Genomic DNA, 12,474 nt, shown 5'->3' with positions numbered 1-12,474 from the left:
CTTAAAACGTAATACAGGTCGCGCCCTGCTCTGCGCCCGAGAGGTTCTCGCGCAGCGCACTGAACATTTCGCGCCCCGTGCCCACGCGCGATGCGCTCAGGTCAGGAATATGTGGCTTACGTGCGGCAAGTACCGCCTCATCCACCAGTAAGGTCAACTCGCCGGTCTGACCATTAACGCGGATGATGTCGCCATCGTAGACTTTTGCCAGCAAGCCACCGTCGTAAGCTTCCGGGGTGACATGGATAGCAGAAGGCACTTTACCTGATGCGCCGGAGAGGCGTCCATCGGTTACTAACGCAATTTTGAAACAGCGGTCCAATAATACACCAAGTGGCGGCATTAGTTTATGTAATTCTGGCATGCCGTTCGCTTTTGGTCCCTGATGACGGACTACGACCACGCAATCTTTATCCAGCAGACCTGCTTCAAATGCTGGCAGCACGTCATGCTGGCTTTCGAACACCACTGCCGGAGCTTCGATAATCTGATTTTCCACCGGCACCGCAGAGGTTTTCATGACTGCCCGACCCAGATTGCCGTTCAGCACTTTGGTGCCGCCATGGTGGGAGAACGGCTTGTCGAAGGTGGCGATCACGCTGTCATCCAGCGAGGCCTGTGCCCCTTCACGCCAGGCCAACTCGCCCTCGTTCAGCCACGGCTCCAGGGTATAACGCTGCAGGCCGAAACCGGCCACCGTGTTGACGTCCTCATGCAGCAGTCCACCTTTCATTAGCTCGCGCATCAGCACAGGTACGCCACCCGCTGCCTGGAAGTGGTTAATATCCGCCGGGCCATTCGGGTAGAGACGGGTCAGCAGCGGTACCACTTCGGAGAGGTCAGAGAAATCGTCCCAGTTGATCAGGATCCCCGCCGCACGCGCCATCGCCACCATGTGCATGGTGTGGTTAGTGGAGCCGCCGGTCGCCAGCAGGGCCACGATACCGTTCACCACCACTTTTTCATCAACCATTTTACCGAGCGGCATCCACTCGTTGCCGTTACCGGTCAGGCGGGTCACCTGACGCGCCGCGGCGGCAGTCAGAGCTTCGCGCAGCGGTGCATCCGGGTGGACAAACGACGAGCCAGGCAGTTGCATCCCCATAAACTCCACCACCATCTGGTTGGTGTTGGCAGTACCGTAAAACGTGCAGGTGCCCGGCGCGTGGTAGGACGCGGCTTCTGACTCCAGCAGCGCCATGCGATCCACTTTGCCTTCGGCATACAGCTGGCGAATGCGTACTTTTTCTTTGTTTGCCAGACCGCTGGCCATCGGGCCTGACGGCACGAAAAGCGCAGGAAGATGACCAAACGACAGCGCCGCCATCGCCAGACCCGGGACGATCTTGTCGCACACGCCGAGGTACAGCGCGCCGTCGAACATGTTATGCGACAGGCCTACCGCGGCAGACATGGCGATCACTTCCCGGCTCAGCAGCGAAAGCTCCATCCCGTCCTGCCCCTGGGTGACACCGTCACACATGGCTGGCACCCCGCCTGCGACCTGGCCCACCGCATTTGCCTGGTGCAGCGCTTTTCGAATAATGTCCGGGTAAGTCTCATACGGCTGGTGCGCGGAAAGCATGTCGTTATAGGAGGTAATGATGCCGATATTGTTACGCAGCATGCTTTTCAGGGAGGCTTTATCTTCTGGCTGGCAGGCGGCAAAGCCGTGCGCCAGGTTACCGCATGCCAGTTGCGAACGATGGACCTTGTCGCTCTTCGCCTGCTGAATGCGCGCGAGGTAGGCTGAGCGGGTCTTTTTCGAGCGTTCAACAATGCGCTGTGTTACCCGTAACAAAATTGAATTCATAGAAGCTCCTGTCATTTATCTGTCCGCGCTCTGGAATTAACAAAGTGTTCGAGCCTATAACATCGCTGAAACGCTTGATAGCCGGAGCTGTGGGGCAAAATCGCTTCCGGCAGTGTAATAAAAAAAGCTCCGGGTGGAAATCCACACGGAGCTTAAATGATTAAATAATGTGCGTTGGCCTGAGCCAGATCATGTTACCGGTAAAATAACCCCTAAGGATTAACGGTCACGTTACTCAAACTCGTTCCAGGAACGACCGTCGCGGGTAATCATTGCCACAGAGGCAACCGGCCCCCAGGTCCCCGCCTGATACGGTTTTGGCGCATCCTGATCCGCTGCCCAGGCTTCGGTGATGGAGTCGACCCATTTCCACGCCTCTTCGACTTCGTCACGGCGCACAAACAGAGCCTGGATCCCACGCATGGTCTCCAGCAGCAGACGTTCGTACGCATCCGCCAGATGCGTCTGGTTGAAGGTTTCGGAGTAGCTCAGATCCAGCTTGGTTGTTTGCAGGTTGTGTTTGTGATCCAGGCCAGGAACCTTGTTCAGCACCTGAATATCCACACCTTCGTCCGGCTGCAGACGGATGGTCAGCTTGTTCTGCGGCAGCTCCTGCCATGACTCTTTGAACAGGTTCAGTTCCGGGTTTTTGAAGTAGACGACCACTTCAGAGCATTTGGCTGGCAGACGCTTACCAGTGCGCAGGTAGAACGGCACACCCGCCCAACGCCAGTTATCGATATCCACGCGGATGGCGACGAAGGTTTCGGTGCTGCTGGTTTTATTCGCACCCTCTTCTTCCAGATAGCCCGGCACTTTTTTACCCTGGGCAAAACCGGCGGTGTACTGACCGCGCACGGTTTTTTCACGCACGTTGGAGCGATCGATGCGGCGCAGGGACTTCAGCACTTTCACCTTCTCATCGCGAATGCTGTCCGCGGTGAGATCTGATGGCGGCGCCATGGCAATCATGCAGAGGATTTGCAGCAGGTGGTTTTGGATCATGTCGCGCATCTGACCAGCCTGGTCGAAGTAACCCCAGCGCCCTTCAATCCCCACCTCTTCCGCCACGGTGATCTCTACGTGGTCGATGGTGCGGTTATCCCAGTTGTTGACGAACAGGGAGTTGGCGAAACGCAGCGCCAGCAGGTTCAGCACCGTCTCTTTACCGAGGTAGTGGTCGATACGGTAGACCTGGCACTCTTCGAAATATTCACCGACCTGGTCGTTGATTTCGCGGGAGGTTGCCAGCGACGTGCCCAGCGGTTTTTCCATTACTACGCGTGCTGGCTTGGCGTTCAGTTTTGCTTCGCCCAGCCCTTTGCAGATAGCGCCAAAGGTGCTTGGCGGCATCGCAAAATAGTTGATGGTGACGCGCTTTTCCTGATCGAGCATGGCGCTCAGATCGGCAAAGGCTGAGGTGTCGTTAACGTCGAGGTTGCAAAAATCGAGACGTCCGCTCAGCGTATCCCACAAACTTTCATCGATCTTCTCTTTCATGAAAGTTTCCAGCGCTTCGCGCACTACCTTTGTATAGGCGTCTTTATCCCAGTCGGCACGGCCCACGCCCAGGATACGTGTCTCCGGGTGGATTTGACCCGCTTTTTCCAGTTGGTACAGGGAAGGCAGCAATTTACGGCGTGCAAGATCGCCTTTCGCGCCGAAAATGACCAGGTCACATGCCTGGGCTGTTTGCGTTACCGCCATGTCATTCTCCTCAGTTGGATACCCTGGTGCTTTTGCCAGAATATCGTTGTAATTTTATTACATGCACTCTACTGCTTTTATGTCATTCCCGAAACCATTTGCACTTATCCTCGCGTGCGATACCGCGAAATTTCGCCAGACGCTGATACAGCGAAGGGTAATAACGGGCAAATGGGTGAAATTTTGCGCTATCAGGTTGTTGCTAAAATCCGACCGCGATCAAGTAATGAAAAAAAACAACAACATTTTTTCCGGGTTTGCCCTTTTTGGCATATCACAGGCGTATATTCTTGCTAATTCGAATCGCGATTTCACCCATTAATGAAATCGTTTCCACCGATGAGCGCCGTGTTAATAATGAACATGCTAGAAAAAATCCAGTTTCAACTGGAACACCTTAGCAAATCCGAGCGAAAAGTGGCTGAAGTAATTCTCGCCGCCCCCGCGCAGGCCATTCATTCCAGCATCGCCACTCTGGCTCAGGAGTCGGGGGTCAGCGAACCAACCGTTAACCGCTTCTGCCGCAGCATGGAGACGCGTGGCTACCCGGATTTTAAACTCCATCTGGCGCAAAGTCTGGCTAACGGCACTCCCTATGTAAACCGCAATGTCGATGAAGACGACAGCGTAGAGGCCTACACCGGCAAAATTTTCGAATCGGCGATGGCGACGCTGGACCAGGTGCGTCAGTCCCTGGATATGAGTTCGGTTAACCGGGCGGTTGACTTGCTGACCCAGGCCAAAAAGATTGCTTTCTTTGGTCTCGGATCGTCAGCCGCCGTCGCACATGATGCAATGAATAAATTTTTTCGTTTTAATGTCCCGGTTATTTATTCCGACGACATCGTGCTGCAACGCATGAGTTGTATGAATTGTAACGAAGATGACGTGGTGGTGTTGATATCGCATACTGGGCGCACCAAGAGTCTGGTGGAGTTGGCCCAGCTGGCGCGTGAAAACGATGCCATGGTAATTGCCCTCACCACCACCGGTACGCCGCTGGCGCGTGAAGCGACGCTGGCGATCACGCTCGATGTGCCGGAAGACACCGATATTTACATGCCGATGGTGTCGCGCCTGGCGCAGTTAACCGTCATCGACGTGCTGGCCACCGGCTTTACCCTACGCCGTGGGGCAAAATTCAGAGATAACTTGAAGCGTGTCAAAGAAGCGCTCAAGGAATCGCGTTTTGATAAAGCGTTGTTGATTAAGGGTGAAGTTCCCTGATCGTCACTGATAAAGTTGTTACTTTTTTCGGCATTCGGTAAGTTTCTTGTTGGTATTACGGCGGACAACGTGCCGAATCATCGTTCACGCAACACCAGGTTGTTTCAGACAACGGAGTATTACATGTCCAGAAGGCTTCGCAGAACCAAGATCGTTACCACCTTAGGCCCGGCTACCGATCGCGATAATAACCTCGAGAAAATCATCGCGGCAGGTGCCAACGTGGTACGTATGAACTTTTCTCACGGGACACCGGAAGATCATAAATTACGTGCAGATAAGGTCCGTGAGATTGCGGCAAAACTGGGACGTCATGTCGCTATCCTCGGTGACCTTCAGGGTCCTAAAATCCGCGTATCGACCTTCAAAGAAGGCAAAGTTTTCCTCAATATCGGTGATAAATTCCTGCTCGACGCTAACCTGAGCAAAGGCGAAGGCGATAAAGAGAAAGTCGGCATCGACTATAAAGGCCTGCCTGCTGACGTGGTTCCGGGCGATATCCTGCTGCTCGACGACGGTCGCGTTCAGCTGAAAGTGCTGGAAGTTCAGGGCATGAAGGTCTTCACCGAAGTGACCGTTGGCGGCCCGCTCTCCAACAATAAAGGCATTAACAAACTGGGCGGCGGTCTCTCTGCCGAAGCCCTGACCGAAAAAGACAAGGCCGACATCCTCACCGCAGCTGAGATTGGCGTTGACTACCTGGCTGTCTCCTTCCCGCGCTGCGGCGAAGATCTGAACTACGCTCGCCGTCTGGCACGTGATGCAGGTTGCGATGCCAAAATCGTCGCGAAAGTGGAACGTGCTGAAGCGGTGTGTAGCCAGGACGCGATGGATGACATCATCCTTGCCTCTGACGTGGTGATGGTGGCGCGTGGTGACCTGGGCGTTGAGATTGGCGACCCGGAACTGGTCGGGATCCAGAAGGCGCTGATCCGCCGTGCCCGTCAGCTTAACCGTTCCGTGATCACTGCGACCCAGATGATGGAGTCGATGATCACTAACCCAATGCCGACCCGTGCGGAAGTAATGGACGTGGCGAACGCCGTGCTCGACGGTACCGATGCGGTAATGCTGTCAGCCGAAACCGCTGCGGGCCAGTATCCTGCAGAAACCGTGGCCGCGATGGCGCGCGTCTGCCTGGGTGCAGAGAAGATCCCAAGCATCAACGTCTCCAAGCACCGTCTGGACATTCAGTTCGACAACGTGGAAGAAGCCATTGCGATGTCTGCGATGTATGCCGCAAACCACCTGAAGGGCGTGACGGCAATCATCACCATGACCGAATCCGGCCGCACCGCACTGATGACCTCGCGCATCAGCTCCGGTCTGCCGATCTTCGCTATGTCCCGTCATGAGCGCACCCTGAACCTGACCGCGCTGTATCGTGGCGTGACGCCGGTGTTCTTCGACAGCAACAACGACGGCGTGGCTGCGGCGAACGACGCAGTGAATCTGCTGCGCGACAAAGGTTATCTGGTTTCCGGTGATATCGTCATCGTGACCCAGGGCGATGTGATGAGCACCATCGGCTCCACCAACACCACCCGCGTGATGACCGTCGAATAAGCCCTTTGCGCGGCTTTCCATAAGCGCGCACATAGCTTGCCATAAAAAAATCCCCCGAAACCGGGGGATTTTTTATTTTTTAGGATACAACTCTTTACGCTTGTACGGTTCTTTCTCGCCCGGCCTGCGCGTCTTAAGCAGCTTCAGGATCCAGGTGTACTGCTCCGCATGCGGCCCCACCAGAATCTCCACCTCTTCATTCATGCGGCGCGCAATGGTGTTGTCGTCGGCGGTAAGGAGATCGTCCATCGGCGGGCGTACTTCAATCGTCAGGCGATGGGTTTTGCCGTCGTAAATCGGGAATAACGGGATCACTCGCGCCTGACATACCTTCATCAACCGGCCAATGGCGGGCAGCGTCGCTTTATAGGTGGCAAAGAAATCAACAAATTCGCTGTGTTCCGCCCCGTGATCCTGGTCTGGCAGATAGTAGCCCCAATAGCCCTGTCGTACAGATTTAATAAAAGGTTTGATGCCGTCGTTACGGGCATGCAGGCGGCCGCCAAAGCGGCGACGCACCGTATTCCACACATAGTCGAAAACCTTGTTCCCCTGATTGTGGAACATGGCCGCCATTTTCTGCCCCTGCGAGGCCATCAGCATCGCCGGAATATCCACGCCCCAGCCATGCGGCACCAGGAAGATCACCTTCTCGTCATTGCGACGCATCTCCTCGATGATCTCCAGCCCTTTCCAGTCAACGCGGCTGGCGACCCTTTCCGGCCCGCGTAACGCCAGCTCGCCCATCATCGCCATCGCCTGCGGCGCGGTTGTGAACATCTCATCAATGATCGCTTCACGCTCCGCCTCGCTCTTTTCCGGGAAGCAATAGAAAAGGTTTATCTGCGCGCGACGACGGGCGCTTTTACCCAGCTTGCCCGCCAGACGCCCTACTTTGCCCAACAGCGGATCGCGCACGGACGCAGGCAGCATCGCCAGGCCTGCAAAGGCATACACACCCAGCCAGGCGCCCCAGAAGCGCGGATGACGAAAGGACTTTTCGAATTCAGGAATGTACTCACTGTTGTTTTTTTGGGTTTCCATGCTTTTTCCAGGGCGGGTGATGCTTAAAAGAGTAATGCGTTAGTTTAGCGAGGCCATGCGCAAGGCACAAAAGAAAAAGCCGGTGCAGTAACGCACCGGCTTCTGACGCTGCAGAATTAATCAATACTGAGCTGCGGAATAACCTCTTTGACCTGCGCCAGATAATCGCTGCGGTCTTTGCCGGTCAGCCCTTCGGTACGCGGCAATTTCGCCGTTAACGGGTTGACCGCCTGCTGGTTGATCCACACTTCATAGTGCAGATGCGGGCCGGTAGAACGGCCGGTATTGCCTGACAGCGCAATACGGTCGCCACGTTTCACCTTCTGGCCCGGCTTCACCAGCAGCTTACGCAGGTGCATATAGCGGGTGGTGTAGGTTCGCCCGTGGCGCACGGCTACGTAATAGCCCGCCGCACCGCTGCGTTTGGCCATCACCACTTCGCCATCACCCACGGCCAGAACAGGGGTTCCCTGCGGCATGGCGAAATCCACACCACGGTGCGGGGCGACGCGGCCGGTCACCGGGTTCAGACGGCGCGGGTTAAAGTTCGACGAGACACGGAATTGTTTCGAGGTCGGGAAGCGTAAGAAACCTTTCGCCAGCCCCGTGCCGTTGCGATCGTAGAATTTGCCATCTTCAGCGCGGATGGCGTAGTAATCTTTCCCGCTGGAGCGTAAACGTACACCCAGCAGTTGGCTCTGCTCACGCTTGCCGTCCAGCATCTCGCGGGACATCAGCACCGAGAAGGCATCGCCTTTTTTCAGCTTCCGGAAGTCCATTTGCCACTGCATGGCTTTGATCACCGAACTGATTTCGCCGCTGGTCAGCCCGGCTTCACGGGCGCTGGCAACAAAACTGCCGCCACTTAACGTACCTTTGATAGCGCTATTAACCCAGTCGCCCTGCTGCATTTCGCTGGTCATCTTGAAACCGTTTTCAGCACGATCGTAGGTGCGGGTTTCGCGACGGGACACTTCCCAGGTCAGACGCTGTAAATCGCCGCTGTCTGTCAGGGTCCAGGAGATCTGTTGGCCGATTTTCAGGTTACGCAGCTCTTTATCGGACGCGGCAAGCTGGCTGATTTCGCCCATTTCAATGCCGTACTGATTCAGAATGCTGCTTAGTGTATCCCCAGTGGAGACGACATATTCATGCACGCCCACTTCAGCTTCCGTTTTATCGTCAAGCTCATCCTGCGGAATAGCTTCTTCTTCCTGTGGAGCCTGATCGATAGGTTCACTGGCTTCGGGTAACAGCGAGCGGATTTCACTTTTTTCCAGTTCGATAGTTTTAATAACTGGCGCGGAATTAGGGTGGTAAACATAGGGCCGCCAGACGGCGACCGCTAAGGTGAGAACAGTAAGCGACCCCAGCATGACGCGGTGGGGCCGGGGCAGATTATTAAATGCCAGGGCGACAGAGCGGGCTATCTGTTGCACGTATTCACTTCCTCGTTAATCTCCTTTCAGGCAGCTCGCATACTGGTTCGCCAGTTGGCTGAGAAACTGCGAATAGCTCGCTTTGCTCAACTGGATAGAGGTACCAAGTGGGTCAAGGGTGCCCATACGCACGGACGTACCCCTTGCCACGGCTTCAACGACCGCTGGCCTGAACTGTGGCTCAGCAAAAACGCAGGACGCTTTTTGCTCAACCAACTGTGTTCTGATTTCATGTAAACGCTGCGCACCGGGTTGAATTTCTGGATTGACGGTGAAATGGCCAAGCGGCGTGAGACCGTAGTGTTTTTCGTAGTACCCGTAGGCGTCATGAAAAACGAAATATCCTTTACCTTTCAATGGTGCGAGCTCGGTACCCACCTGCTTGTCGGTTGCGGCAAGTTGTGCCTCAAAATCCTTCAGGTTGGCGTCAAGTTTGGCTCGACTTTGCGGCATAAGTTCCACTAATTTTTCATGGATTGCAACCGCCGAAAGCCGTGCTATTTCTGGGGACAGCCAAAGGTGCATGTTGTAGTCACCATGATGGTGATGTTCGTCACCTTTTTCCCCTTCCGCTGTACCGTGATCGTGGTCATGATCGTCATCCTCAGACCCTTTCATGAGAAGCGGTTTCACACCAGATAGATTAGCAATGGTAACCTTTTTAGCCTCTGGCAACTGATTTGCCGACTTTTGCATGAAGGCTTCCATCTCTGGGCCAATCCAGACCACTAAGTCTGCGTTTTGTAAGCGTTTTACGTCCGAAGGGCGCAGGGAATAATCGTGCTCAGAGGCGCCATCAGGCAGGAGCACCTGGGTTTCCGTCACGCCATCTGCGATAGCGGAAGCGATAAACCCGAGCGGTTTAAGCGAAGCGACAACAGCGGCGTTAACATCTTGTGCTGTTGAACCCCAAAGGGCAGCGGATAATGCTGCGAAAAGAAGCGTATTTTTCTGTAACATAATGCGACTATTCATCGTAATGAGTGGGCGAAATGTGATATTATAACATTCGTTGACTTCTGCAAGCATAAAATTGATATGACGAATCTGGTATCTCTCGAAAACATTTCGGTTTCATTCGGTCAGCGCCGCGTCCTCTCTGACGTTTCGCTGGATTTGAAGCCTGGCAAAATTTTGACGCTGCTGGGTCCTAATGGCGCAGGTAAATCGACGCTGGTACGCGTGGTGCTGGGCCTGGTAGCACCCGACAGCGGCCTTATCAAGCGTGACCGGCAACTGCGCATCGGTTACGTGCCGCAAAAGCTGCATCTGGACGCAACTTTGCCGCTGACGGTAAGCCGTTTCCTGCGTCTGCGCCCCGACACGCGTAAAGAGGACATTTTGCCGGCGCTCAAACGGGTGCAGGCCGGGCATCTGATCGATGCGCCCCTGCAAAAGCTCTCCGGCGGCGAAACCCAGCGCGTGCTGCTGGCTCGCGCGCTGTTGAACAAGCCGCAGCTGCTGGTGCTCGACGAACCGACGCAGGGTGTAGACGTCAACGGTCAGGTGGCGCTGTATGACCTGATCGATCAGCTGCGTAAAGAGCTGGACTGCGCCGTGCTGATGGTCTCGCACGACTTGCATCTGGTGATGGCGAAAACGGACGAAGTGCTCTGTCTGAACCATCACATCTGCTGCTCTGGCACACCGGAAGTGGTCTCCATGCACCCTGAGTTTATCTCGATGTTTGGCCCTCGCGGCGCCGAACAGCTGGGCATTTATCGCCACCATCACAACCACCGCCATGATTTGCAGGGACGCATTGTCCTGCGCCGGGGAAACGGTAACTCATGATTGAACTTTTATTGCCCGGCTGGCTGGCCGGGATGATGCTCGCCTGCGCGGCGGGTCCTCTCGGCTCGTTTGTCGTCTGGCGCCGGATGTCTTATTTTGGCGATACCCTCGCCCACGCCTCCCTGTTGGGGGTGGCATTTGGCTTACTACTGGATGTGAATCCGTTCTATGCGGTGATTGCGGTCACGCTGCTGCTGGCCGCCGGTCTGGTGTGGCTGGAAAAGCGCCCTCATCTGGCAGTGGATACGCTGCTCGGGATTATGGCGCACAGCGCCCTGTCGCTGGGTCTGGTGGTGGTCAGCCTGATGTCCAATATTCGCGTGGATCTGATGGCCTATCTTTTTGGCGATCTGCTGGCGGTCACGCCGGACGATCTAATCGCCATCGCCATCGGGGTGGTGATCGTGCTGGCTATCCTGCTGTGGCAGTGGCGCAGCCTGCTGGCAATGACTATCAGCCCGGATTTGGCCTTTGTTGACGGCGTGAAGTTACAACGCGTGAAGTTACTGCTGATGCTGGTGACCGCGCTGACCATTGGCGTGGCGATGAAGTTTGTCGGGGCGCTGATCATCACTTCACTGCTGATTATTCCCGCCGCGACCGCGCGCCGTTTTGCCCGCACGCCGGAGCAGATGGCCGGTGTTGCAGTAGGGGTGGGGATGATTGCCGTGACCGGTGGGTTAACTTTCTCGGCGTTTTACGACACGCCCGCCGGGCCGTCAGTGGTACTGTGTGCGGCAACGCTGTTTATCTTCAGTATGATGAAGAAACCTGCCAGCTGATGTGATGCCCGGTGGCGCTTCGCTTACCGGGCCTGCAATTGCTCTAAGCCGGATAGGGCGCTGTCGCCATCCGGCCTTTTCCATCGGGGTTATGGCATCGCCGGTGGCGTAATGCCAAAGTGATCCCAGGCTCGCACCGTTGCCATGCGCCCGCGCGGTGTACGCTGCAAAAAGCCCTGCTGGATCAGGTATGGCTCAAGCACATCTTCAATGGTTTCCCGCTCTTCACCGATGGCGGCCGCCAGGTTATCCAGCCCGACCGGCCCACCAAAGAATTTGTCCAGCACCGCCAACAGCAACTTGCGGTCCATGTAATCAAACCCTTCGGCATCCACGTTCAACATATCCAGTGCCTGGGCGGCGATCTCCAGCGAAATGGAGCCGTCGTGCTTCACTTCGGCAAAATCACGCACCCTGCGCAGCAGACGGTTGGCGATACGCGGTGTTCCGCGGGAACGCTTCGCCACTTCAAAAGCCCCCTCTTCGCTCATCTCCAGCCCCATGTAGCGCGCGCTGCGGCTGACAATGTGCTGGAGATCGGGCACCTGATAAAACTCCAGTCGCTGTACGATGCCGAAACGGTCGCGCAGCGGCGAGGTTAACGAGCCTGCGCGGGTGGTGGCGCCAATCAGGGTGAAAGGTGGCAGATCGATTTTAATCGAGCGCGCCGCCGGGCCTTCGCCAATCATGATATCCAGCTGGTAGTCTTCCATCGCCGGATAAAGCACCTCTTCCACCACCGGTGACAGGCGGTGGATCTCATCGATAAACAGCACATCGTGAGGTTCAAGGTTCGTCAGCATCGCTGCCAGATCGCCTGCCTTCTCCAGCACCGGGCCGGAGGTCGTGCGCAGATTGACCCCCATTTCGTTGGCAACGATGTTGGCGAGCGTGGTTTTCCCCAATCCTGGCGGGCCAAAAATCAGCAGATGATCGAGGGCATCGCCGCGTAATTTTGCTGCCTGGATAAAGATCTCCATTTGCGAGCGCACCTGCGGCTGGCCAATATACTCATCAAGCAGCTTCGGGCGGATCGCACGGTCCACCAGATCTTCTGCCTGAACATTGCCTGCCGAGACCAGACGGTCTGCTTCAATCATCC

The 12,474-nt window shown here is 55.8% G+C and carries 10 protein-coding genes; 4 read left to right on the top strand and 6 right to left on the bottom strand.

What is annotated here, in order from left to right:
* Window position 1 precedes the first annotated feature (1 nt).
* Both edd and zwf read right to left on the bottom strand, forming a co-directional pair.
* Window positions 2-1,813 (bottom strand): phosphogluconate dehydratase, encoded by a 1,812-nt coding sequence (edd, locus tag C3F35_RS20830; protein WP_103792077.1) that lies wholly within the window; start codon window positions 1,811-1,813, stop codon window positions 2-4.
* A 231-nt stretch (window positions 1,814-2,044) separates the two neighbouring features.
* The gene (gene zwf / locus C3F35_RS20825) at window positions 2,045-3,520 is read right to left on the bottom strand and encodes a glucose-6-phosphate dehydrogenase (protein ID WP_059307635.1); all 1,476 of its coding nucleotides are present in this window, start codon (window positions 3,518-3,520) and stop codon (window positions 2,045-2,047) included.
* 321 nt (window positions 3,521-3,841) lie between these two features.
* Here zwf and C3F35_RS20815 point away from each other — a divergent pair, with 321 nt between their 5' ends.
* Complete coding sequence (locus C3F35_RS20815) at window positions 3,842-4,747, top strand: MurR/RpiR family transcriptional regulator (RefSeq protein ID WP_071886436.1); 906 nt, start codon at window positions 3,842-3,844, stop codon at window positions 4,745-4,747.
* Between the two features lie 123 nt (window positions 4,748-4,870).
* A complete protein-coding gene (pyk, locus tag C3F35_RS20810) occupies window positions 4,871-6,313 on the top strand; it encodes a pyruvate kinase (protein ID WP_032611932.1) in 1,443 nt (480 codons plus the stop codon).
* Between the two features lie 72 nt (window positions 6,314-6,385).
* Here the strand turns inward: pyk and lpxM are convergent, their stop codons facing one another.
* The 3 genes from lpxM to znuA all read right to left on the bottom strand — a co-directional run bounded on the left by lpxM (window position 6,386) and on the right by znuA (window position 9,756).
* On the bottom strand, window positions 6,386-7,357 hold the full coding sequence (gene lpxM / locus C3F35_RS20805; protein WP_059349894.1) for a lauroyl-Kdo(2)-lipid IV(A) myristoyltransferase: 972 nt from the start codon (window positions 7,355-7,357) through the stop codon (window positions 6,386-6,388).
* Window positions 7,358-7,473: 116 nt separating this feature from the next.
* The gene (gene mepM / locus C3F35_RS20800) at window positions 7,474-8,796 is read right to left on the bottom strand and encodes a murein DD-endopeptidase MepM (RefSeq protein WP_032611935.1); all 1,323 of its coding nucleotides are present in this window, start codon (window positions 8,794-8,796) and stop codon (window positions 7,474-7,476) included.
* Window positions 8,797-8,811: 15 nt separating this feature from the next.
* Window positions 8,812-9,756 (bottom strand): zinc ABC transporter substrate-binding protein ZnuA, encoded by a 945-nt coding sequence (znuA, locus tag C3F35_RS20795; protein WP_032611938.1) that lies wholly within the window; start codon window positions 9,754-9,756, stop codon window positions 8,812-8,814.
* 78 nt (window positions 9,757-9,834) lie between these two features.
* On the opposite strand from znuA, the gene znuC reads away from it, so the two are divergent.
* Together znuC and znuB are read left to right on the top strand one after the other, a co-directional pair.
* A complete protein-coding gene (gene znuC / locus C3F35_RS20790) occupies window positions 9,835-10,590 on the top strand; it encodes a zinc ABC transporter ATP-binding protein ZnuC (protein WP_032611939.1) in 756 nt (251 codons plus the stop codon).
* Window positions 10,587-11,372 carry a zinc ABC transporter permease subunit ZnuB gene (gene znuB, locus C3F35_RS20785; protein WP_032611941.1) on the top strand — a complete coding sequence of 262 codons (786 nt, stop codon included), beginning with the start codon at window positions 10,587-10,589 and terminating at the stop codon, window positions 11,370-11,372. Before znuC ends, znuB begins: the two co-directional genes overlap by 4 nt.
* 89 nt (window positions 11,373-11,461) lie before the next feature.
* On the opposite strand, the gene ruvB is transcribed toward znuB, so the two are convergent.
* Window positions 11,462-12,472, bottom strand: a complete 1,011-nt coding sequence (ruvB, locus tag C3F35_RS20780; RefSeq protein WP_032611943.1) for a Holliday junction branch migration DNA helicase RuvB — start codon at window positions 12,470-12,472, stop codon at window positions 11,462-11,464.
* Between the last annotated feature and the right edge of the window lie 2 nt (window positions 12,473-12,474).

The organism is Leclercia sp. LSNIH3 (genome assembly GCF_002935105.1).
Lineage (GTDB): Bacteria > Pseudomonadota > Gammaproteobacteria > Enterobacterales > Enterobacteriaceae > Enterobacter > Enterobacter adecarboxylatus.
The sequence above is the reverse complement of the archived record's forward strand: the minus strand, read 5'-3'. Positions and strand labels throughout refer to the sequence as shown.

Excerpts from the sequence above, each read along its gene's own strand:
- znuC (WP_032611939.1), top strand. The coding sequence starts at position 9,835 with ATGACGAATCTGGTATCTCTCGAAAACATTTCGGTTTCATTCGGTCAG.
- ruvB (WP_032611943.1), bottom strand. The coding sequence starts at position 12,472 with ATGATTGAAGCAGACCGTCTGGTCTCGGCAGGCAATGTTCAGGCAGAA.
- lpxM (WP_059349894.1), bottom strand. The coding sequence starts at position 7,357 with ATGGAAACCCAAAAAAACAACAGTGAGTACATTCCTGAATTCGAAAAG.
- edd (WP_103792077.1), bottom strand. The coding sequence starts at position 1,813 with ATGAATTCAATTTTGTTACGGGTAACACAGCGCATTGTTGAACGCTCG.
- pyk (WP_032611932.1), top strand. The coding sequence starts at position 4,871 with ATGTCCAGAAGGCTTCGCAGAACCAAGATCGTTACCACCTTAGGCCCG.
- znuA (WP_032611938.1), bottom strand. The coding sequence starts at position 9,756 with ATGTTACAGAAAAATACGCTTCTTTTCGCAGCATTATCCGCTGCCCTT.
- znuB (WP_032611941.1), top strand. The coding sequence starts at position 10,587 with ATGATTGAACTTTTATTGCCCGGCTGGCTGGCCGGGATGATGCTCGCC.
- zwf (WP_059307635.1), bottom strand. The coding sequence starts at position 3,520 with ATGGCGGTAACGCAAACAGCCCAGGCATGTGACCTGGTCATTTTCGGC.
- C3F35_RS20815 (WP_071886436.1), top strand. The coding sequence starts at position 3,842 with ATGAAATCGTTTCCACCGATGAGCGCCGTGTTAATAATGAACATGCTA.